The 22,535-nt window shown below is 64.3% G+C and carries 16 protein-coding genes; 4 read left to right on the forward strand and 12 right to left on the reverse strand.

What is annotated here, in order from left to right:
* Positions 1–27 precede the first annotated feature (27 nt).
* The 9 genes from G9408_RS08040 to G9408_RS08080 form a co-directional block, all read right to left on the reverse strand.
* Positions 28–879, reverse strand: a complete 852-nt coding sequence (locus G9408_RS08040) for an ROK family protein (protein WP_168453545.1) — start codon at positions 877–879, stop codon at positions 28–30.
* Between the two features lie 4 nt (positions 880–883).
* Positions 884–1,588: a FadR/GntR family transcriptional regulator gene (locus G9408_RS08045; protein ID WP_235957627.1), complete on the reverse strand. Its 705-nt coding sequence runs from the start codon at positions 1,586–1,588 to the stop codon at positions 884–886.
* The gene (locus tag G9408_RS08050; RefSeq protein ID WP_168453546.1) at positions 1,585–2,334 is read right to left on the reverse strand and encodes a helix-turn-helix domain-containing protein; all 750 of its coding nucleotides are present in this window, start codon (positions 2,332–2,334) and stop codon (positions 1,585–1,587) included. The genes G9408_RS08045 and G9408_RS08050 overlap by 4 nt, the downstream gene beginning before the upstream one ends.
* Before the next feature lie 54 nt (positions 2,335–2,388).
* Positions 2,389–3,696, reverse strand: coding sequence for an MFS transporter (locus tag G9408_RS08055; protein WP_168454065.1), 1,308 nt, complete (start codon positions 3,694–3,696; stop codon positions 2,389–2,391).
* Positions 3,696–5,099, reverse strand: coding sequence for an FAD-binding oxidoreductase (locus G9408_RS08060; RefSeq protein ID WP_168453547.1), 1,404 nt, complete (start codon positions 5,097–5,099; stop codon positions 3,696–3,698). The genes G9408_RS08055 and G9408_RS08060 overlap by 1 nt, the downstream gene beginning before the upstream one ends.
* Positions 5,100–5,101: 2 nt before the next feature.
* Positions 5,102–7,273 (reverse strand): TonB-dependent receptor, encoded by a 2,172-nt coding sequence (locus G9408_RS08065; protein ID WP_168453548.1) that lies wholly within the window; start codon positions 7,271–7,273, stop codon positions 5,102–5,104.
* Positions 7,274–7,494: 221 nt separating this feature from the next.
* Complete coding sequence (locus tag G9408_RS08070) at positions 7,495–8,268, reverse strand: SDR family NAD(P)-dependent oxidoreductase (RefSeq protein WP_168453549.1); 774 nt, start codon at positions 8,266–8,268, stop codon at positions 7,495–7,497.
* A 3-nt stretch (positions 8,269–8,271) separates the two neighbouring features.
* Positions 8,272–9,759 (reverse strand): carboxylesterase/lipase family protein, encoded by a 1,488-nt coding sequence (locus tag G9408_RS08075; RefSeq protein WP_168453550.1) that lies wholly within the window; start codon positions 9,757–9,759, stop codon positions 8,272–8,274.
* Between the two features lie 102 nt (positions 9,760–9,861).
* Entirely contained in the window at positions 9,862–11,082 is a 1,221-nt protein-coding gene (locus G9408_RS08080; RefSeq protein WP_168453551.1) for a CapA family protein, read from the reverse strand.
* A gap of 97 nt (positions 11,083–11,179) precedes the next feature.
* Between G9408_RS08080 and G9408_RS08085 the strand changes: the two genes are divergently transcribed.
* From G9408_RS08085 to G9408_RS08100, 4 genes are read left to right on the forward strand one after another with little or no spacing between them, the layout of a single operon-like run.
* Positions 11,180–14,077, forward strand: a complete 2,898-nt coding sequence (locus tag G9408_RS08085) for a TonB-dependent receptor (RefSeq protein WP_168453552.1) — start codon at positions 11,180–11,182, stop codon at positions 14,075–14,077.
* Between the two features lie 53 nt (positions 14,078–14,130).
* Entirely contained in the window at positions 14,131–15,663 is a 1,533-nt protein-coding gene (locus tag G9408_RS08090) for an AbgT family transporter (protein WP_168453553.1), read from the forward strand.
* The gene (locus G9408_RS08095) at positions 15,660–17,498 is read left to right on the forward strand and encodes a CocE/NonD family hydrolase (protein WP_168453554.1); all 1,839 of its coding nucleotides are present in this window, start codon (positions 15,660–15,662) and stop codon (positions 17,496–17,498) included. The genes G9408_RS08090 and G9408_RS08095 overlap by 4 nt, the downstream gene beginning before the upstream one ends.
* 2 nt (positions 17,499–17,500) lie before the next feature.
* The gene (locus G9408_RS08100; RefSeq protein ID WP_210423290.1) at positions 17,501–18,436 is read left to right on the forward strand and encodes a LysR family transcriptional regulator; all 936 of its coding nucleotides are present in this window, start codon (positions 17,501–17,503) and stop codon (positions 18,434–18,436) included.
* A gap of 80 nt (positions 18,437–18,516) precedes the next feature.
* Here the strand turns inward: G9408_RS08100 and G9408_RS16465 are convergent, their stop codons facing one another.
* From G9408_RS16465 to G9408_RS08110, 3 genes are all read right to left on the reverse strand, one after another.
* Positions 18,517–18,753: a cation transporter dimerization domain-containing protein gene (locus G9408_RS16465; protein ID WP_456242927.1), complete on the reverse strand. Its 237-nt coding sequence runs from the start codon at positions 18,751–18,753 to the stop codon at positions 18,517–18,519.
* A gap of 18 nt (positions 18,754–18,771) precedes the next feature.
* Complete coding sequence (locus tag G9408_RS16470; protein WP_328804445.1) at positions 18,772–19,161, reverse strand: cation diffusion facilitator family transporter; 390 nt, start codon at positions 19,159–19,161, stop codon at positions 18,772–18,774.
* Positions 19,162–19,255: 94 nt separating this feature from the next.
* The gene (locus G9408_RS08110; RefSeq protein ID WP_168453555.1) at positions 19,256–22,534 is read right to left on the reverse strand and encodes an efflux RND transporter permease subunit; all 3,279 of its coding nucleotides are present in this window, start codon (positions 22,532–22,534) and stop codon (positions 19,256–19,258) included.
* Position 22,535 lies beyond the last annotated feature (1 nt).

The following is a 22,535-nucleotide window of genomic DNA, read 5'->3' on the forward strand; positions in this document are numbered from 1 at the left end:
ACGCCGACCTGATCGCGAATTAACGCGCTACTTCACGCATGTGGAAGCAAGCGCGAGCGATCCGAGAGGACCGGCGGCTTTTCCCAAGCCGGGAGCAGCGATCAAGTCGTCGACGTCAGCGGGCATGCCATATCCGGCCATACTGTCGCGAAGGCGCTGGCGGACCAAACCGAGTAGCTGCGGTTGAGCTGCAACGACACCTCCACCGACGAAAATGCGCTGCGGAAGCGTCGTGAGCACGAGATTGTGACACAGCATCGCAAGCGCGTGCGCAACATGGTCCCAAATCTTGTCGTCGGATGCAATGTCTTGGCCGGGTTTGCCAGCCCGAGCACTGATTGCCGGGCCGCTCGCCAAACCTTCGACGCAATCGCCGTGATAGATGCAGGTGCCTGCGAACGAATCGCCTGCCAATTTCGGTACGCGCTGATGCCCCGCCTCGCCGTGCCTTGCACCGCGCAATATATGCCGATCAGAAATCGAACCGACGCCAACCCCGGTGCCGACCGTTATATACGCCCAGCTTTCAAGATCCTGAGCCGCGCCCCAAAACCCCTCGGCGAGCGCGGCGCCATTGACGTCGGTGTCAATCGTCATCGGCCCTCCTCGGGCCAGCACCGTCAGATCGGTTGCGCTCCACCCCGCTTTGGGGGTCGAAACGATGCTCCCGAACGTGGCCGAGCGATGGTCCAGATCCAGCGGTCCGAAGCTGGCGATGCCGAGCGCCCCGAAGTCCCACCCGCCCAGAATATCGGCAATCGTCGCGAGGGTGGCGCGGGGACTAGTGGTCGGAACCTCGACTTGCGCCCGCACGTCGTCGGGTCCGGTACCTAGGATGCAGATGCACTTGGTGCCGCCGAGTTCGACCCCCGCCAACATCAGCTCAGAACTGGTCCTTGAGCATTTCGCCGATCGAATTGTTGAAATGACTCTCCATCGCGGCGCGCGCGCGCGCGGGATCGCGCGCCGCGATCGCCTCCGCCACCTCGCGGTGCAGCGCCAGCGTTTCGTCGCGTTCCTCGCGCGTGGTGCGCCCGGCCCAGGCGCGCGGGATAGCGGCCGCCATAAGCTGTTCGAACGAGCGAACGATTTGAAGAAATAGCGGATTGCCGCTCGCCGCCGCGATCGTCTGGTGAAAACGCGTGTCGGCCGCGGTCCGCGCCGCCTCGTCATGCTCGACCGACAGCGCGTGCGCGGCGCTCAGAATGGCGCGAGCCTGCTCCTCGCTGCGATTGACAGCCGCCATCTCGGCGGTGCGAAGCTCGAGCGTCCGGCGCACTTCCCACACGTCGGCGAGCGACACTTGCGCGGTGTTCACCGCATGCCCCATCGACGCCGCCATCACCGACCCGTCGATCGCGGCCACGCGCGGTTTGCGACCGTTGCCGACGTCCACAAGGCGCAGTGCGGTGAGCGCCCCGAACGCCTCGCGCATCACCGGACGACTGACGCCGAGCTGCGTCGCGAAGCTCCCCTCACCCGGCAGAGTGTCGCCGACTTTCAGGTCGTGCGCGCGGATATAGTCGCGCACCGCCTCGACCGCGCGATCGACCAGCGAGCCGCGACCAAGTTCGATCATTCCGCTCATGCCGCGACCCCCTGTCGCCGCATCGCGGTCGGCGCCATGCCGAACCGTCGCGAGAAAGCCCGCGTGAAGCTGGCATTGTTGAGGTAGCCGCAGCGATAGCCGATGCTCGCCACCGGCAGGTCGCTCGCCGCCAGCAAGGTCCGCGCCTGCCGCAACCGCCGTTCGCTCAGCGCCTCGCCGACGCTGCAATGGTAGAGCTCGCGAAAACCGCGGGTCAGCTTGTCACGATTGATCCCGCAGCTGCGCGCGATGTTGTCGATCGTCAGCTTTTCGTGCCAGCGGGTATCGACGATCCGCTTCGCCGCTGCGATCCGCGCAATGTCGCTTTCGCTCAATCCCGGCTGCCCGTCGACCGCCACCAGCTTGCCCGCCCGCAGCGCTGCAAACAGCTGGCACAGCATTTCGATGCTGCGCGCCAGCCGCAGCGTATCCGCCGCTGCCGCATCGCATTCCGGGGTGACGATCGATTGACCGAGGGCGCGCAAATCCGACGGCAGGTACCAACGCTGGCCGGGATCGGGGAGATTGCCGAACAGGCGTCGACAAGCGCCGCGCGACACTGCGAACACCAGCATATGGTCTTCGCTTTCCAGCGCGCGAAACGCCAGCGTGCTCACCACCGGTTCGCCGATATCGCCAAAGCCGATCAGCAAAGCATCGGGTGGCAATAACAGTCGGTCGCATGTGCCGGGGCCGACGAAGGCGGTCATTTCGGGCGATACGATAACGCTGTGCTTGCTTGGCATAAGCAAAACTCCCTCGCCGTCCGCTATATACCTGTCTTACAGCTTTGGCAATACCTATCTGACAGGTTCTGGCGCGCGCCGCATCGCAAGCAAGAAGGCGAAAAATGACAGCGCGCTGACGATCACCCCGACCAGCGCCAATGCTTCGGCCAGCATTGACTCGCCGCCCATCAACCCGCTCACCTGCGTCACGATCCACGGCGCCAGGCCGAAGCCGATCAAGCCCGCGATTGCGATGAAGGCACCGATGCACAGCCCGCGCAGTTCGTTGGGCAGCAGCACGGTCAGCGCAACTGACACGACCAGCCCGGTCACCGCGCCGCACATCGACATGATACCAAGCGCAACCGCCAGCCCGGCGACGCTGGGCATCAGCGGGAACAGCGCGGCAGGTACGCCGATCCCCGCCGCGATGACCGCGCCCAGCAAAATGCCGCCGCGCCGCTGGCTCTTCTGGCCCATATCCGCCGACAAGCCGCCAAGCACCGCGCCTGCAACGCCGGTGCCGAACATCAAGGCGCCGACCCATCCAGCAAATTGCTGCGGCTGGAGCCCGAAATCGCGCGACAGCACCGGCGCGACCCATACCGTTGCGGCAACATCGGCCATCACCACTGCGACCTGTCCTGCGAATAGCGGGCCGAGGAAAGACCGGCGTGCCCATAGTTCGGCGGCGACAATCCGAAACGGTGCATCGGGGCTCGCCTCGACCTCGCGGCGTGCGGGCTCGCGCAGCAGCAGCAACGGCAGCAGGCACAGCGTGCTGATCGCGGCGAGCAACACATGCGTGCCGCGCCACGGCGCAAGTTCGGCCAGCCAGCCGACAGCCGAAAAATCGGTGAGCAGACCGAACAGCCAGCCGGTCAGCGCAAAACCCAGCGCAACGCCCAGCGCCTTGCCCAGGTTGACGATCAGCATCGCGCGGCCGCGCTGGTCGGGGGCGCAAAAATCGGCGCACAGCGACAGTGCCGCAGTCAGCGAGCCGGTCGAGCCGATGCCGACCAGCATCCGCGCCGCGGTGAGCCACCCTGCACTCGGCGCAAAGGCGGTGAGCAAGGTTCCGAGAGTCCACAGCAGCGCCAGCCCGATCGTCAGCCGCACCCGGTTGCGCCGGTCGACGAGGATACCGATCGGGATCGAGAACAGGACCATCGGCACCGCGGCACCCAAACCCTGAATCAGCGCCAGCGCATCATCGGTGAGCCCCAGCTCCGCCTTGGCGCTTTCCTGGATCGTACCGAAGCTGCCCAGGGCCGTGAAGCCCATCGTCGTCACCAGCGCGAGCAACAGCAGCGGGACGAGCGTCGCCGGCGCCGTCAGCCGCGACGTGGGCGCTGCGAGCGGTTCGGCCTGCGTCGCCATCACAGCGCGAAGATCTTGCCGGGGTTGAGCAAATTTTGTGGATCGAGCGCGCGCTTGATCATCCGCATCTGCTCGACCGCACCGCCCAGTTCCGCGACGAGCCAGTCCTGCTTGCCGATGCCGATGCCATGTTCACCGGTGCACGTCCCGTTCATCGCCAGCGCGCGTTCGACGATACGGGCGTTGATCGCCTCGACCTCCGCCATCTCGTCGGGCGCGTTCGGGTCGATCGAGAAAATGACGTGGAAATTGCCGTCGCCGACATGGCCAAGGATCGTGGCCGGGACCGACGCCGCTTCCAGATCGACGTGCGTTTCGGCGATGCATTCGGCCAGGCGGCTGATCGGGACACACACATCGGTTGCCCAGCCGATCGCGCCGGCGCGCATATTGACTGCGGCATAATAGGCCTCGTGACGGGCGCGCCACAGTTTCGTCCGTTCCTCGGGCAGGTTCGACCAATTGAAGGCGCTGCCGCCATTGGCTTCGGCGAGCGCCTTCACCGTCTCGACCTGTTCGGCGACGTTCACGGCACTACCGTGAAACTCGAAAAACAGCGTCGGCGCCTCGGGATAGTCAAGCTTGGACCAGCGATTGACCGCGATCATCTGTTTGGCGTCGAGAATCTCGACCCGCGCCAGCGGCACCGCGCACTGGATCGACTGCACCACCGTATCGACCGCGCCGCCCAACGTATCGAAGCTGCATACCGCGGCCGAGATCGTGTCGGGTACCGGGTGCAACCGCAGCGTGACCTCGGTGATGATGCCGAGCGTCCCTTCGGACCCGACATAGAGTCGGGTCAGATCATAACCCGCCGCCGACTTGCGCGCGCGGCGCGCCGTGCGGATCACCGTCCCTTGCGGCGTCACCACTTCGAGGGCGAGCACCGCATCCTTCATCGTGCCATAACGCACGGCATTGGTACCCGACGCCCGCGTCGACGCCATCCCGCCAATTGTCGCATTGGCGCCGGGATCGATCGGAAAGAACAGCCCCTGATCGCGCAAATGGACGTTGAGTTCTTCGCGGCGCACGCCCGGCTGGACGACGCAATCGAAATCTTCGGCATTCACCGCGACGATTTTGTCCATCAGACTCATGTCGAGCGAGATGCCGCCGTTGATCGCCAGCGCATTGCCCTCGATCGATGTCCCGGCGCCGAATGGCACGATCGGAATGTCCGACGCCGCGCAGAGCTTGACGAGCGCGACGACATCCTCGGTCGAATGGGCAAAGACGACGGCGTCGGGCAGCACGGGAGCGAAATGGGACTCGCTCGATCCATGCTGCCCGAGCACCGCTTCGCTCCGCTGGAAACGGTCCCCAAACCGTTCCTCCAGCGCCCCCACCAGGCTGGCGGGGAGCGGCCTGCGTTCCCCCGAATGCGCCGTCCCCGCCATGGTCAGAACTTCAGGCTGGCGCGCACGCCGTATCGGCGGCGGTCGCCCGTGATGCCAAGGTCGGAGGCAGGCAGGCCCGCGAGCGCCAGCGTCGTTCGTTCGATATAGCTTTCGAAATATTCGGTGTTGAAGATGTTGTTCGCGAACAACGCGATCTCGACCGGGCCGGTGCGATAGGCGATCGACGCGTTGGTCAGCCAATAGCTGTCGAGGATCGTCGGCGTCGTCTCGTTCAGCGTCGCCGCCAGCCGCTTTCCTTTGCCAAACAGTCCGGCGCTCAGCACCACGTCGCTGTCGCCGCCCATCTCGATCCGGTAATCGGTCGAGATATTGGCCAGCCAGTCGGGCTGGAAGGTCAGGCGGTCCGACGACAGGCGCCGACCCGTGGTATTGAAATAGGCACTGTCGTCGGTGATCCGGGCGTGCATGTATGTAAAGCCGCCGCGCACCGTCCATGCGGGCACCGGGCGCACCATTGCCTCGAGCTCAAGACCATAGCTTTCGACATCGCCGGTATTGAGGTCGACGGTGACAAGTCCTCCGCCCGCCGCCGGGGCGATCGAGTTGAGGCCGATGTAATTCTTGTAATCATTGTAGAATACCGCACCCGACAGCATCAGGCCAGGCGCCGCGTATTTTGCGCCGGCTTCATAGGTCCAAGCTGAATCGCCATTATAGGTCCGCGTCGGCGCAGTCGGAGCGTTGAACCCGCCGCCGCGATAGCCGCGCGCAACAGACACATAGGTCATCAGGTCGGGCGTCCATTTGCGCGTGACGGTTAGCTTGGGCTGCCACTCGCTCGACTTCAGCCTGGCGGTCGGCACGATCCCGCCCGACGGCGCTGCCCCCAATATGGTGGTCGTCACGCTGTTTACCGCACCGCGCGACACGCGGTTTTCGCGGTCATAACGCAGCCCGAGCGCCACTTCCCAATCCGCGTTCGGTTTCCAGAACAGGGTGCCAAAGGCGGCGTAGGTGTCGGCGACATTTTTGGCGGTCGTGTTGCGCACGATATTGACCGGTCCCAGCAGGGGATGGACCAGATTGATCGTGTCGGTGTTGTTGACGCGCGTTTGCTCGTTACTCGTGAACAGGCCGACAAGGGTCGAAATCTCGTCGTTCCATTCGCTGTCGAGCCGCGTTTCCAGGGTCATTGTGCGCAGGCTGTCGCGGCCGACCGAGCGCACCGTGTTGTCGGGACCGAAATCGCCATCGCTATCCGGTGCAAAGGAATTGCGCATGTCATAAGCGCCGATAACGCTCAGCTTCGATCCCCCGCCCAGATCGGCTTCGGCGCGGGCGTTGATCCCCCGATATTTGTACGAGATACGATTGAGCGTGTTGAACCGGACGTCGCGGCGGTAATCGGTCGGGCCGCTGACGCGCGAATAGGGGATGTTGACCCCGTCGACCCAGTCATAATAGCCCTTGATCGTCAGCGAGAAGCCGTCCGACGGCGCCAGGCGGAGCGTCGCATTGATCGAATCAGTGTTGAAGCGATTGGCGTCCGCGTTGAGGATTGTATTGGTCAGGAAGCCGTCTTGCTGGCGGTGCGACGCCGCGATACGGAACCCCAGCGCGTCGCCCGCGATCGGCCCACTCACAGCGCCCGACACCAGCCAACTGTTGTCGGGACCAGCATAGCTGGCATTGGCGCGCGCCTCGAACACGTCGCTGGGCGCACGGGTGATGACGTTGATCGCGCCGCCCAATGTGTTCTTGCCGTAAAGCGTTCCTTGCGGCCCGCGCAGCACTTCGATGCGCTCGACGTCGAGGAGCGGGTTGTTGAGATAAGCGGTGTTCGGCTGGTAAATGCCGTCGATGAACAGGCCGACGCCCGGCTGCACCGACTGCACCAGCGTCACGCCAACGCCGCGGATCGCGACAAAGGCGCGGCCGCTGCCGTCGCTGTTGATGTTGAGACCGGGCGACAGCACCGCGGCTTCGCGCACCGAATTGATCCCCCGCGCGGTCAACGTATCGCCGTCGATTGCGGTCACCGCGATCGGCACGTCGGACAGCGTCTCGTCACGCTTGCGCGCGGTGACGACGATGATGCCCTCGTCACTTTCATCGCTCGCAGCAGGCTCGGCCGTATCCTGTGCATAGGCTGGCGTCGCCACGAGAAGGGCCGCCAACACGGCGGCGGAAGCGGAAAATCTCAGCTTGGTCATCAGACATCCCCAAATACGGCGGTCTCGGCCACCCCTTGAAACCTATCTGACAGCTTTTCGACCTATATGAAAGGTTTCCGATTGTGCCGATCGGCAGACGGGGTTTGCCGGATGCGGATATCCCATCCCGTCATTGCGAGCGAAGCGAAGCAATCCAGGGTTGGCGTAAACCGCTCTGGATTGCTTCGCTTCGCTCGCAATGACGATGTTGTTGGCGTCCGCTACCAGCAACTATATCCGCCGTCGGCCAGCACGATGCTTCCGGTCATCAAGCTCGCCATATCCGACGCCAGGAACAGGATCACCGCAGCGACCTCCTCCGGCTCGCCCAGCCGCGCCATCGGGGTGCCGTCGATCCAGCGGCGATACATCTCGCCCTCCTGATCGGCAAAGGCGTTGAGCGGCGTCGCGATATAGGTCGGCGCGACGGCATTCACCCGCACACCGCGGCCAGCCCATTCGGCGGCCAGGCTTTTGGTCAGCTGATGTACAGCCGCCTTCGATGCGTTGTAATAGCTTTGCGGCTGCGGCCGGTTGACGATGAAGCCCGACATCGACCCCACATTGACGATGCTCCCCCGCCCTGCTGCCAGCATATGGCGCCCGAACGCCCGGGCGGACCAGAAGCTGCCGTTCAGATTCACATCGATCACATTCAGCCAATGTTCGTCGGCGACATCCTCGGCGGCGGTCTCGCTGCGCGCGATCCCGGCATTGTTGATCAGGATGTCGATCCGCCTGTCGCGGGCGAGCATCGCGGCGGCGGCGGCGTCGACTGCGGCGCTGTCGGTCACGTCAAGCACCTCACCGAAAACCGCATATCCCTTCGCCGCAAGACTGGCGACCGCGCACTCAAGCGCCGCGGCGTCGCGGTCGGCGATCGTCACCTCCGCGCCCGCTTCGGCCAGCGCCTCGGCAGTAGCCAGCCCAATGCCCTGCGCCCCGCCCGTTACGAAGGCCGTGCGCCCGTCCAGCCGCAGTTTGTCCAGATACACGGGTTATTCCGGTACGAAGGCGGCAGCAGGCAACACCGGTTCATGGACCGCCTCCCCGCGTGTCATCTGATACACCATGCGAGCGTCGTCGAATTCAGACCAGGGCATTGCTCCTGTGCGCGCAAAGCCCGCCCACAAATCATGCACCTCGTCGGCAAGCGCTTGCGGCGGAACCATTCCCGCCAGTCCCTGCGGTCCGGTAACGCTCGGCAACGTCTTGAAGACGAAGGGCAGCTCGATTCCGTGACACGCGCCAAGCTCACCATCGCACGCAGGCGACCGCCAGTCGAACTCGTACAGCCACGTCCTGCCCTGATGCGCCGCCGCATATTGCCGCGCAGGCCAGCGAAACACCAGGTCGTTCATTGCATCGGTCATCGCCTCGCCCGGCCGCACGCCTTTCTGCTTGTAGCCATAAGCCAGCAGCGCCGCCTTCGCTTGCGGATGCGATCGTCCGAGCAGCCAGCGCGCGAGCAGGCCGCCGATCTTCCGGCGCACCCCGGTGGGCACGAAATACAGGTTCATTTCCTCGGCATTGGTGCCGATCACGATTTCAACATCGCGTCCGGCTCCCTTGCGCAGCGCTTCGATCGGCTTCTCGGGCAGCACGTCGTCGCCATAGACCGGAATGAACCGGCTGATGCCGTACACAGGTTCGCGCCCCTCCTTGTCGCGCAGATCGATCGCCCAGGGTTTCGCGATCTTGTCGATCGCGTCCATGGCCGCAGCGTGCGACACGCTGCGAAACCCGTCGGCGTCGGGCGCGATACGCAGCAGCTTTGCAAGCTTGCGAACCAATCGCTGCGCCACATCGATCTCGCGCACCATTGCGCCATGGCCGCTCTGGATGATCGCGCGGGCGAACAGCCCTTCCGCAAGCGGCGACGTCACAAGGTCGGCGATCGCCATTGCGCCCGCGCTCTCCCCGAACACCGTCACATTGCTCGGATCGCCACCAAATGCCGCGATATTGCGCTGCACCCAACCCAATGCGAACAGCATGTCGCGTAGCCCCAGATTGGTCGGCGCACCCGGGACAGGCAGGAATCCGTCGATCCCCATGCGATAGTTGATCGCAACGCACACCACGCCCGACGCAGCAAAGGCAGTGCCGTCATGGACCGCTGCATCCTTGCTGCCGACCACAAAACCGCCGCCATGGATGAAGACCATGACCGGCGCGGCGCTTGCGTCGCGCGGCGCCCAGACGTTGAGGCGAAGATAATCGTCATCGCTGCCATCGCTACCATGGCCGATCAGCGGCGACGGGTCGATCGCGGGAAAGGCCTTGATCCGATGCGGCGCCGCTGGTCCGGGATCGTCCATGTCGCGAACGCCGTTCCAAGGCCGGGGCATGCAAGGCAGTTCAAAACGTGCGGGCGGAGCGGCGTAGGGAATGCCAAGATAGCGACGAACCGAGCCGTCGTCAGATCCGCGAATATCCCCACCTTCGATCGAGATCATTTCGGTCAATGCATCGACGATAGTCATCGTTGCATTATAAGCGCCACGCCGCCCGCCGCACGGACCGTTTCATGTGCTGATCAGAAGTCCAGATATGCAGAGAGGCTGGCAGTGGCCGCTTGCGGACCGTCAGCTTGGGGGCAAATTCGGCGAAATGCCGACGGATGTGACGCCCTGACGTCGCTGCTTGGCGGTTTCGAAACGGACTGACGATCCGAGTGCCATGCTCAGGCGGCTAAGACGCTCGACAACCTCGTCGACCGAAGAGCCAGTCGCGAGTCGGGGACTCCCCCTGACCCGCCGCCCCTCATGGTGGAGCCCACCGGCGTCCAGTTGTACGGGGATCAGTCGGGTCTCGACCACATCGTCGATGATGTCCAGTTCGGCAATCGCCGACTGCCATGCTTCGGGGCCATAAGCATCGTCAGCCTTTTCGGACTGGAAGATGAAGGATGAAAGTCCGTGGAACAGCGGGGCGCCGCGATAATATTCGATACCCTGAAGCTCGGGAACGCCGTGCGCGACGAAGGTTGCGGCGCCGACGTCGATCGCCTGCCGCGCGAGCTCGCGCTGCCAGCCCGGCGTGTCCGACTTGCGCGGTTCCCAGTAATGGCTGTGAAGATAGGCGATGACGGTCGCGCCGCCGGCGGCCGCGAGGCGGATCGCCGCCAGATAGCGCTCCACATCGAGCGGCAGCAGCGCGCCGTCGGCCGCCCGCCGCAGTTCGTTGACCCCCGGCCGCGACCCAGTCGCCGCGGCGCCCTCGCGGATCGCGCCAGCAGCGGCGGCGACCAGCGCTACGGTCCCACGTCCCCTGAGGAACCCCGGCGCGCTTGCTGCCGCAAGGTCGCTTCCGGTCCCCGCGAAGGCGAGCTGGCGCGTGCGAAGCGCATCGATCGTCGACAATATGCCGCCCGTGTCGAGGTCCCACGCATGGTTGTTCGACGTGGCGACGATGTTGACGCCGATCGCCTGCAGGCAGTCGATGACCGACGGGTCACCGACGTGCAGCACCTCGCTGCCCGCCGGCCGCGTCGACTTGCCCGCCAGCGGTCCCGCGATCACCGTTTCCAGATCGGTGAAGACGACATCGCGTCCTTTCAGCACACGCCGGAACTCGGCCAGCCCCTTCCAGCCGGTCGCGCGCAGATCGGTCTTGATCAGCGATTGCCCGAGCAGGCTGATCCGCAGCGGCCGCTTTCCGGCGCCCGCCACAACCGGCAGGAAGGCGATTGAAATTCCGGCGCCAAGCAAGTGCCGCCGTGTCGGGACCGTCAAGCAGGCTGGCATCATCATCCCCTCCGTCTGAAGCGTGCCATACCAACGGCGCCCGATGCGGGGCAACATCATGCACTTTCGTTATGAGCATATGTAGAGCTGTCATAATATTTTTCGCCGCGACGCTTCGCCCTAAGCCAATGAGCGAATCACATCCTGGGGGAACATCATGACCATCGCATCCGCTCGTTTCGCCCGGCGCATCCGGCCCGCAAAGCTTGCCGCCGCCGTCGGCATCAGCCTCGGCGCGCTCGCCTGGCCTTCGCTGGCACAGGCGCAGGAAGCGGAGGAAGATGCGGTATCGGATGCCGACACCGGCGGCGACATCATCGTCACCGGCTCGCGCATCGGGCGCAAGGATGCAGACTCGGTCGGACCGATCCTGACGGTCACGTCGGAGGATATCACCAAGTCGGGCACCTCGTCGATCGGCGACCTGCTCCAGAAGCTCCCCTCGGCGGGGGTCAGCCTCAATTCGAACGGGACGCAGGGCACGTCCTATGGCGCGAGCTCGATCAACCTGCGCTATCTCGGCGGCGGCGAGGGCAGCGGCAACCGCGTCCTTGTGCTCGTCGACGGGCATCGCTGGGTCGACGGTGTCGGCCAGCGCGGCTTCCGCGACTTCGTCGACCTCAACACGATTCCGCAGGGCATGATCGACGGCATCGAAATCCTGAAGGACGGCGCATCGGCCATCTACGGCGCCGACGCGATTGCGGGCGTCGTCAACATCAAGACGGTGCAGCCCTTCGACGGGCTGCGCGGATCGGTCCGCGCCGGGATCACCAGCCATGGCGACGGGGCCGAACTTGGCGGCAAGCTGACCGTCGGCAAGACGTGGGACCGCGCGTCGGTCATCCTGTCGGGAAGCTATTTCAGGTCGCGACCGATCCGCACCGACGCGCGCAAGCTGACGACGCTGACGCTCGTCCCGCAGACCGCGGTCGGCACCAATCCCAACGGGCTGTTCATCCTGCCCGGGCTCGCGGGCAACGCCTATTTCGGGACGCCCGCGGGCTTCGCCAATTCGACGAACCCGATCGTGCTCAACAATGGCGCGACGATCGGCACCGGCAATACGGCGGACAACGCCTTCCACGTCGGTGCGCTGCCGGGCGATTTCTACAACACGCAGGCGCAGGGCATCTATTCGACCGGCCCGTCGGAGCGCTACGGCTTCTATGGCCGCCTCGATTACGAGCTCACCGACGACGCTACGATCAAGATCGAGGGCGTCTACAACCGACGCACGTCGAACCAGCTCTTCTCTCCCGTCCTCCTCGACATCGGCGGCACGGCCGGAACGGTGCGCGGTTTCGCAATCCCGAACAATCAGGCCTTCAACCCGTTCGGCACCGCCAACGGCGTCCCGGGGGCAAATGCGCTGGGCTTCGCTGCGAACAGCGCCTGGCGCATCCGCAAGGTGATGGGCGACGTCGGCAACCGCAACAACATCCAGGACGTCGAGACGCTCCGCTTCTCGGTCGGCGTCGACGGCAGTTTCATGATCGGCGGCGGCGAATGGCGCTGGGACGTCTTCGGTTCTTATTCGAGGAACAGCATCGATACGGTCGCCGAGAACGGGATCAATTACGACAATCTGTTCCTCGGCCTCGGTTCGCCTGCAACCTGCGCGGCGATCGCGGGCTGCGTGCCGATCAACCTGTTCGCGCCGATGACCGAGGCTCAGGCTGCGTACATCCGCTTCACGACGCGCGAATATAACCGCACCGAGCTCTACAACGCGGCGTTCAACGTCACGGGTAATCTGTTCGATCTGCCCGCGGGCCCGGTCGCCCTCGCGCTTGGCTATGAATATCGCCAGAACCGCGGCTTCGACGCGCCCGACCCGATCGTCAATGCGCCGCCGATCTATCTAAACCCCGGTCTCTATACAAAAACGACCGGACAGACGCGCACGCCGACGGCCGGCAGCTATGATCTTCACGAGGCCTATGCCGAACTCAACGTCCCGATATTCCGCGACCAGCCATTTGCCGAAAGCCTCGAGCTCAGCCTGGCCGGCCGCTACTCGGACTATTCCACCGTCGGCAACAAGGTAACGCTGAAGGCGGGCCTCGGCTATCGCCCGATCGAGGACATCCTGTTCCGCGGCACCTATTCGCAAGGCTTCCGCGCGCCGTCGATCCTCGAGCTTTATCAGGGCGCGCGCCAGACGAGCTTCCAGGGGGCCGACCCTTGCAACGGCGGCGCTTCGGCCAATCCGGGACTGCCGGGCTGCGCCGGCGTGCCAACGGGTTACAACCAGGCCAATTTCAACCTCAACGGCCTGATCCCCGGCGTGATCAGCGGCAACCCCGGCCTCAAGCCCGAGACCGCTGATACTTTCAGCGCCGGCGTCGCCATTTCGCCGAGCGGAATTCGCGGGTTGTCGCTGACGGTCGATTATTACAAGATCAAGATCAAGAACGCGATCGCCGCCCAGACGCCGACGCAGATCATGCAGCTGTGCGCGGTGCGCGGCGGTGTGTTCTGCGACCTCGTCAGCCGCGATGCCGGGACCGGTGCGATCCTCGAACTTCTTCAGGGGGCGCAAAACCTCAACTCGATCACGACCGACGGGGTCGACGCGACACTGCGCTATGACTTCAACACCGATATCGGTCGCATCTCGGCAGTGGTCGACACTTCCTATCTGAACTCGTTCAAGACGACGGCACCCAATCCCGCGGGCGGCGATCCGATCGTCGACGAGCGCGCAGGCCGCGGCGATGCGCCGCGTTCGACCTATCCGCGCTGGAAGGGGCAGGCCTCGCTCGGCTGGACCGGCGACACCGTCGATGCGACGCTGCGAGCGCGCTATATCGGCCCGACCACCGATGTCGTGAACACCGTCAAGAACGCCCGGACGCGCTCGATGATCTACACCGACTTCGAAATCGGCTTCAGCATCGACGACGACGCGGCGCGCTTCAGCCTCGGCATCAACAATCTGTTCGACAAGGCCCCGCCCGCTTCCTACGCCAATGCCCCTATCAACTATGACATCTACACTTACGACGCGCGTGGACGCTTCGTTTACGCCAGCTTCTCGGTAAAGATGTGATCGGATCGGCCGCGCCGAGAGCGGCGCGGCCATTGGGACGCGGGGCGGCAAATATGCCAGGCAAGACGCAGAAATGGCTCGACCGTGTCGAGCGCTGGGGCAACGCCCTGCCCGACCCGGTGTTTATCTTCCTCGGCCTGATCGCGCTGCTGGTCGCGGCGTCGGTCGCCGCAGCGCTGCTCGGGTGGAGCGCGATCAATCCGGTGAGCGGTGAGGTCCTGACTGCGAAGAGCCTGCTCTCGGCAGAGAATATCGGCAAGCTGCTCACCGAGATGCCCGATACGATGGCGAATTTCCCGCCGTTGGGGCTGATCCTCGTCGTCATGCTCGGCGCCGCGGTCGCCGAGCGGTCGGGGCTGTTCACCGCGCTGATGAACCGCGCGATGCGCGGCGTCCCGAACCGCTTCCTCAGCCCCGCGATCTTCCTGATCGGCCTGCTGTCGCATCAGGCGGCCGACGCCGCCTATGTCGTGCTGATACCCCTGTCGGCAATCATCTTTGCCGCCGCCGGGCGCCACCCGCTGTCGGGGATCGCGATCGCCTATGCCGGGATCTCCGGAGCCTTCGCCGCCAATCTGCTGCCGGGCCAGTTCGACGTGCTGATGCTGGGCATCACCAAGTCGGCGACCACGCTGCTCGTCCCCGACCATATGCTCAACCCGCTCGGCAACTGGTATTTTACCGCCGCGCTGGGGCTGATCCTGATCCCGGTCACATGGTTCGTGAACGACCGCATCGTCGAGCCGCGTCTCGGCGCGTGGACCGGCTCGCCGCCCGAGGGTGAGATCGAGGATGAGGCCGACCCGGGCGCCCAGCGCAAAGGCCTGCGCCGTGCGGGGCTCGCCGCGCTGGCGATCGCGCTGCTTTTCGCGGCCTTCGCGCTATGGCCTGGCTACACGCCGCTCGTCGACAACACAGCCGCCGGGCCCGCGCGGCTCGAACCCTTCTACGCCTCACTCGTCGCGGGTTTCATGCTGCTCTTCCTCATCTGCGGCTGGGTCTATGGCGCCGCGGTCGGCACGATCGGTTCGCACCGCGACGTCGTGAAGATGATGACTGAGGGGCTCGCGACGGTGACACCCTTCCTCGTCATCTCCTTCTTCGCCGCGCATTTCATCGCGATGTTCGCCTGGTCGAACCTCGGCCCCGTCATGGCGATCAACGGCGCCGACTGGCTGCGCGCACAGCAACTCGCGACGCCGCTGTTGCTGATCCTGCTGCTGCTCATGTCGTCGGTCTTCGATCTCGTCATCGGGTCGGCGTCGGCAAAGTGGAGCGCCATGGCGCCGATCGTCGTGCCGATGCTGATGCTGCTCGGCATATCGCCCGAATTGACGACCGCGGCGTATCGGATGGGCGATTCGATCTTCAACATCGTAACCCCTGTCGCGTCGAACTTCGTCCTCGTCCTCGTCCTCGCGCAGCGCTGGCGGCATGATTTCGGCGTCGGGTCGCTGATCGCGCTGATGCTGCCCTTCTCGATCGCGATCGGGCTGACGGGCCTCTGCCTCGTCGGCTTGTGGACCGGCTTCGAGCTGCCCGTCGGTCCGGGCGCGCCTGCGACCTATGCGATGCCCGCGCGATGATCGAAACCGTGGATATCCGGATCGTCCGCAATGCGATGGTCCCGATGCGCGACGGGGTGCGTCTGGCAACCGACATCTACCTTCCGGCCGATGCGACCGCGCTGCCCGTGCTGCTCGAACGCACCCCTTACGACAAGGAGGGCACCAATCACGCCGATTTTTCGGTCGCAGAGCCTGTACCGAAGTCGAAGCCCGAGATCGCTCGCCTTTTTGCCGCGCAAGGTTACGCCTTCGTCGTGCAGGATTGTCGAGGCCGTTACGGCTCCGAAGGCGTGTTCCGCAAATATATGTCGGAGGCCGAAGATGGCGCCGACACCATCGCCTGGATCATGGCACAACCATGGTGCAACGGCCGCATCGGCACGCTCGGCCTGTCCTATGGCGCGCATGTGCAGGCTGCGCTCGCGACGCTCGACCCACCCGGTCTCGCGGCAATGTTTCTCGATTCGGGCGGCTTTTCGAGCGCCTATCACAGCGGCATCCGTCAAGGCGGCGCCTATGAGCTCAAGCAACTCACTTGGGCGCTGAAGCATGCACTGCTAGCGCCCGAAACGGCCGCCGATCCCGCGCGTCGCGCCGCGCTCGAAGCGGCCGACATCGGCGAATGGATCGGCGTCGAGAAATGGCGCCCCGGCCATTCGCCGATCAGCGCAGCTCCCGAATATGAGGATTTCATCCTCGAACAATGGCGCGAGGACCGCTTCACCGATTTCTGGAAACAGCGCGGCCTGTATGCGCGCGGCTGGTACGACGCTTTCTCCGACGTCCCGATGGTGCATATGTCGAGCTGGTACGATCCCTATGCGCTGACCGCGATCGAGAATTTCGCCGACCTGTCGGCGCGCAAGCAGAGCCCGATAAAACTGATCATGGGGCCGTGGACGCACGGCAAGCGCTCGCTGACTTATTCGGGCGATGCCGATTTCGGGCCGCAATCGACGCTCGACCATCTGTTCGGCGACTATGTCGCGCTCCGCCAGAGCTGGTTTGACCGGCATCTGAAGGGAGTCGGACCCGATCCCCTGCCCGAACCCGTCTATCTCTTCACCATGGGCGGCGGCTCGGGACGACGGCTGCCGAGCGGGCGGCTCGACCACGGTGGCGCGTGGCGGAGTGCCGCAAACTGGCCGCTTCCCGATATGCACATGACGCCTTTCCACCTGCACCCAGATGGAAGCCTGACCAAAGGGCCAGCAGGTACCGACGGCGCACGCAGCTTCGTGCACGACCCGCACAATCCGGTGCCGACGATCGGGGGCGCGATCGCCTCGGGCGCGCCGGTGATGGAGGCCGGCGGCTTCGACCAGCGCGAAGGCCCCGGCTTCTTCGGATCGCGCGAGCCCGGACGCGCACTCGCCGACCGGCCCGATATTCTGATCTTCGAAACGCCGCCGCTCGATACCGACGTCGAGCTGACCGGTCAGGCGGTCGCCGATCTGTTCGTCAGTTCGACCGCCGCCGACACCGACGTCATGTTCAAAATCATTGATGTTTATCCAGCCAGCGCCGACTATCCGGAAGGCTATGCGCTCAACATCGCGCATGGGTTGCTCAGAATGCGGTTCCGCAATTCGTTCGAGGAACCCGGGCCCATGGAAGCAGGAAAGGTCTATCGCGTGCAGATCGCGTCATTCCCAATGAGCAATCGCTTCGCGAAGGACCACCGCATCCGCATCGAAATCGCCGGCAGCAATTTCCCGCATTTCGACATCAATCCGAACACCGACTGGCGGATCGAGGGTCTTACGCCGGTGACGGCGGAAACCAGCATCCACCTCGGCGCTGACCAGCCTTCGCATATCCTGTTGCCGGTCGTGCCGATCGAGATCGTCTGACCGTGCGCAAACCGATCGCACCGGCCGGGGTGGAACCCGACAAGGACGTCAGTTTTCGGGCGCTCCGCGTCTTCGCCGAGATCATGCGCACCGGATCGGCGACTGCGGCGGGCAAGCAATTGTCGCTCTCACAGCCTGCGGTTAGCCGTCTGATCGCCCAGCTCGAGGCACAGGTCGGTTTCGATCTTTTCTACCGTGATCGCGGCAAGCTGGTGCCGACCGCCGACGGCACGAAGCTGATCCAGGAGGTCGAGCTGACGCTCGCAAGTATCGACCGGTTCAACAGCCTCGTCCGTGATATCGCGGGCTATTCGGCGGGAACGGTTCGGATCGTCGCGCCGCCGAGCTTTGCCGAGGGCGTCTTGCCCGAGATCGTCTCGCGCTTTCGCGAGCGTTTACCGGGGGTTGAGTTCAGCATCGATTCGCGCAGCGTAGAGACCGCGCGGACGATGATCGCAATGCGCTATGTCGACTGCGGCTTCGTCAAGCTGCCGACCGATGAGAGCGATCTCGCGATCGAGCAGATCGTGTCGAGCGGGTCTGTGTGCGTCATGCGACAGGATCATCCGCTGGCCGGGATCGATACGATCACGCCCGCCGACATCGCGCAGCATCCACTGATCCTGCTTGGCGCCGGGCGTCATTGGCGGACGCAGGTCGACACAGCTTTCGCCGCCTTCGGGCTCCGGCCCTCGGTCGCGATCGAGACGCATACACATGGTTCGGCCTGTGCGCTCGCGGCGCGTGGAAACGGGATGGCGATCTTGAACGAACTTCTGGTGAAGCCTTATCTTCATGGATCGCTAGTGACCCGTCCGTTCGCCCCACCGATCATGCACGAATATGCTTTCGCGGTGTCAAATGTATCGCGCCCCTCGCGCCTGACGCAGGAATTCCGGAACGAAGTGCAGGCCTATTTCTCATCCGCAGTCACATAGAACGCATTGGCCGGTTGCGGTCAGTCGGCTTTTTGGAAATCAGAGCAGTAAGCTGCCGTTCCACCGCTTACTGCCGTCGACTATGTGTGAATATTGACCTCACCACCGCAAGGCTCAGATTCCGTCTGGATAGTCGCGCGGCCGATGCTGAACCTCGCCTCGAGCATTTCGATTGCGGTGCGGCGTGTCGCGTTCATGTCGATGTTGTCGGATTGGGCAATGTGCGCCGTCAGGCTCGCATCGTCCCCGGCGATCGACCACAGGTGCAGTTCATGAACGTCGCTGACGCCGTCCACCTTTAGCAACGCGGACCGAATGGCCGGAAGATCAACTCCTCAAGGTACGCCTTGCAGAAGGATGCGGATCGTGTCGCGAAGAAGCAGCCAGGTACGCGGCAGCACCCATAGTCCAATGGCAATGGCGACCATCGGATCGATCCAGAAATAGCCGGCAAAATGGATTGCGACCGCCGCGCCGATGACGCCAGGCGAGCCAAGCATGTCGGCCCAGACTTTCAGATAGGCGCCTTTGACGTTGAAGCTCGCATCCTTGCCGTCGGCGAGGATCCGCATCGAGATCAGGTTGATGGCAAGGCCGAGCCCCGCCGCGACCAGCATGCCGACGGATTCGACAGGGCGCGGATCGAAGAAGCGACCGATGCCTTTCACGAAGACAAAACCTGCTACAACGAACAGGAGGATGGCATTGAAAGCGGCGGCAAGAATCTCGAACCGCTAACACCCTCCAACTCGACAGTATTATCTTCGGTTCCGGTAGGCGCGGCGGGCACGGACCTGCCATGCCCGCGGCGCCACGACGCTAGGTTGTCGGCTTCGTATCGTCGTCGCAGACAAAGACCCGTTCACCGATCGCAGTGACGTCGGCGTAGTCGCCGGCCACATGCCTGTTGTGCCGACCGCGCAGCAGCAGATGGCTGATTGCAGGCATCACGAACAAGGTCAGCAAGGTCGAGGTGATCAGGCCGCCAATGACGACGATCGCGAGCGGCTTTTGTACCTCCGCCCCTGTTCCCGTCGCAAGTGCCATCGGTACGAAGCCGATCGCCGGGACGATACCCGTCATCAGCACCGCGCGCACCCGCTCCATAACGCCCTCGCCGATCGCGACATCGACCGCCCTTCCTTCGTTGATACGCTGGTTGATGCTCGCCATCACGACGAGTCCGTTGAGCACCGTCACGCCTGAAAGCACGATGAAGCCCACCGCGGCCGATACCGAGAAGGGCAGGCCCGTCAGCAGCAGCGCGAAGACCCCGCCCGCCAGCGCCAGCGGGATGGCAGAATAGACGGCGATCGCTTGCCTTACGCCGCCGAGCGCCATGAACAATATGCCAAAGATCGCCGTGAAGATCACCGGAATGACGATCGAAAGCCGGGCCGATGCAGCTTGCAGATTTTCGAACTGCCCGCCCCATTCGATGAAGCTTCCGGTCGGCAATTTGACCTCGGCGTTCACCTTCTCCTGTGCCTCGGCAACGAAGGAACCCAGATCATTGCCGCGAACATTCGCCTGGACGACGACGCGGCGCTTGCCGTCTTCGCGGCTCACCTGGTTCAGGCCTTCAGAAAAGCCGAACTTCGCCAGCTCGCTGAGCGGGACCGAAGCGCGCGCACCGCCTTCGCCGGGTAGCAGCACCGGCAGCGCCCCTACCGCATCGAGGTCGTCGCGCGTGGCCCGGTCGAGGCGGACGACGATGTCGTATCGCCGATCGCCTTCGAAGACGATCCCTGCCGCGCGGCCGCCGAGCGCTGCCGCCACCGTATCGCTGACATCCTGCAGGGTCAGGCCGTAGCGCGCGATGGCGTCGCGATCGAACTGGACGTCGAGGACGGGGAAGCCCGCGGTTTGTTCGACCTTGATGTCGGCAGCGCCGGGAACGGTGCTGAGGATCGCCGCAACCTGCTGCGCTGCGCGGCCCATTTCGTCGAGATCGTCGCCGTAGAGCTTGATCGCGATGTCGCCGCGAACGCCCGCGATCAGTTCGTTGAACCGCAACTGGATCGGCTGACTAATCTCGAAGGCGTTGCCAACGAGAGGCGCGAGCTTTTTTTCGACCCGTTCGATCACATCTTCCTTGGTGCTGACACCATCGGGCCAATCGTCCCGCGGCTTGAGGATGATGAAAGTGTCCGACGCGTTGGGCGGCATCGGATCGCTCGCGACCTCTGCCGTGCCGGTTTTCGAATAGATGAAGGCGACTTCGGGCAACGTCGACACTGCCTTTTCGACCTGCAATTGCATCTCCTGCGACTTGTTCAGCGAGGTCGAAGGGATGCGGAGCGCCTGCATCGCGAGATTGCCTTCGCCGAGCACCGGGATGAACTCGCTGCCGAGCGTGCCGAACACCAGCAGCGCGGCGGCGAAGGTCCCGCCGCCCGCACCGATCCACGGCCAGGGGCGCGCGATGACACGCTTCAGCAACGGCTCGTATCGCGCCTTCACCCAGGCGATGGCGCGGACCTCCTTCTCCGCGACCTTGCCGCGAATAAGCAGCGCCACCATCGCCGGAACGAAAGTGAGCGAGGCGACGAACGCGCCCGCCAGCGCCAGCAACACGGTGATCGCCATCGGCGAGAAGGTCTTGCCCTCGACCCCGGTAAAGGTGAGCAGCGGCACGAACACCAGGAAGATGATCGCCTGCCCATAGATGGTCGGCCGGATCATCTCGCGCGAGGCTTCGAAAACCTCGTGCAGGCGCTCGCTCAGCGACAGCAGCCGCCCTTCAAGATGCTGCCGCTCGGACAATCGCCGGAGACAGTTTTCGATGATGATGATCGACCCGTCGACGATCAGCCCGAAGTCGAGCGCGCCGAGGCTCATCAGATTACCCGACGTGCCGGTGATGTTCATCCCCGTTCCCATGATGAGGAACGAGATCGGAATCACGAGCGTCGCGATGACCGCGGCGCGGAAGTTTCCGAGCAGCCAGAACAGGACCGCCGCGACGAGCAACGCCCCTTCGGCCAGATTCTTCTCGACCGTGCCAATCGTCGCATCGACGAGCTCCGACCGGTCGAGCACGGGCTTGACCACGATGCCGGGTGGCATCGACTTTGCGACCTCCTTCAACCGTTGGGCGGCGTCCGACGCCACGATCCGGCTATTACCATTCGCGAGCATCAATACGGTGCCGACGACAAGCTCCTTGCCATTTTCCGACGCCGAGCCGGTCCGGAGTTCACCGCCGATCTGGACGGTGGCAACGTCGCGGACCGCGACGGGGATACCGCCGCGGCTGGCTACCGTCGCGCGCGCGATTTCGTCGAGCGTGCGGATACGCCCGTCGGCGCGCACGAGGAACGCCTCGCCGCCGCGCTCGACGAAATTCGCACCGACCGAGATATTGGCGCGCTCGAGCGCGTCGGCGAGCTCGGAGAAGCTGATGCCGTAACTTGCCAGCTTCGTCGCGTCGGGCTGCACCACGAACTGCTTTTCATAGCCGCCGATCGAATCGATCCCCGCGACCCCCGATACCGAGCGCAATTGCGGCCGGATCACCCAGTCCTGCACCGAGCGCAGATATCCGAGCTTCGCAACGTCATCGACCAGGACTTCCCCGCTCGGCGTCATATAGGAGCCGTCGGGCTGAGGACCCGGCTTTCCGGCAATTCGTGGGTTGGCCCTGCTTGCGGACGGCGCAAAATCGACTGTGTACATCAGCACTTCGCCAAGGCCGGTCGAAACCGGCCCCATTTGCGGCTCGGCGCCTTCGGGCAGGCTGCCCTTGGCCTGCGCCAACCGTTCGGCCACCTGCTGCCGCGCGAAGTAGATGTCGGTGTCATCCTCGAAGATCACGGTGACCTGACTGAATCCATTGCGCGAGATCGAGCGCGATGTTTGGATGCCTGGGATTCCGGCCATGGCCGTTTCGATCGGGAATGTGACAAGGCGCTCGATGTCGAGCGGCCCGAGATTGGGTTCGACGGTGTTGATCTGCACCTGCTTGTTGGCGATGTCCGGGACGGCATCGATCGGCAGCTTGAGAAGCTGGGTGATACCAAAGGCCGAGACGATAAGGGTGAGGAGAACCACACCCCAGCGAAAGCGTATCGACGCATCGAGAAGTTTTTCGATCATC

Source organism: Sphingopyxis microcysteis (genome assembly GCF_012274265.1).
GTDB classification, from domain to species: Bacteria; Pseudomonadota; Alphaproteobacteria; order Sphingomonadales; family Sphingomonadaceae; genus Sphingopyxis; species Sphingopyxis microcysteis.

Coding starts and splice junctions, on each gene's coding strand:
- G9408_RS08045 (WP_235957627.1), bottom strand. CDS start 1,588: ATGAGCGGAATGATCGAACTTGGTCGCGGCTCGCTGGTCGATCGCGCG.
- G9408_RS08065 (WP_168453548.1), bottom strand. CDS start 7,273: ATGACCAAGCTGAGATTTTCCGCTTCCGCCGCCGTGTTGGCGGCCCTT.
- G9408_RS08040 (WP_168453545.1), bottom strand. CDS start 879: ATGTTGGCGGGGGTCGAACTCGGCGGCACCAAGTGCATCTGCATCCTA.
- G9408_RS08095 (WP_168453554.1), top strand. CDS start 15,660: ATGATCGAAACCGTGGATATCCGGATCGTCCGCAATGCGATGGTCCCG.
- G9408_RS08050 (WP_168453546.1), bottom strand. CDS start 2,334: ATGCCAAGCAAGCACAGCGTTATCGTATCGCCCGAAATGACCGCCTTC.
- G9408_RS08090 (WP_168453553.1), top strand. CDS start 14,131: ATGCCAGGCAAGACGCAGAAATGGCTCGACCGTGTCGAGCGCTGGGGC.
- G9408_RS08110 (WP_168453555.1), bottom strand. CDS start 22,534: ATGATCGAAAAACTTCTCGATGCGTCGATACGCTTTCGCTGGGGTGTG.
- G9408_RS08085 (WP_168453552.1), top strand. CDS start 11,180: ATGACCATCGCATCCGCTCGTTTCGCCCGGCGCATCCGGCCCGCAAAG.
- G9408_RS08080 (WP_168453551.1), bottom strand. CDS start 11,082: ATGATGTTGCCCCGCATCGGGCGCCGTTGGTATGGCACGCTTCAGACG.
- G9408_RS08055 (WP_168454065.1), bottom strand. CDS start 3,696: ATGGCGACGCAGGCCGAACCGCTCGCAGCGCCCACGTCGCGGCTGACG.
- G9408_RS08060 (WP_168453547.1), bottom strand. CDS start 5,099: ATGGCGGGGACGGCGCATTCGGGGGAACGCAGGCCGCTCCCCGCCAGC.
- G9408_RS08075 (WP_168453550.1), bottom strand. CDS start 9,759: ATGACTATCGTCGATGCATTGACCGAAATGATCTCGATCGAAGGTGGG.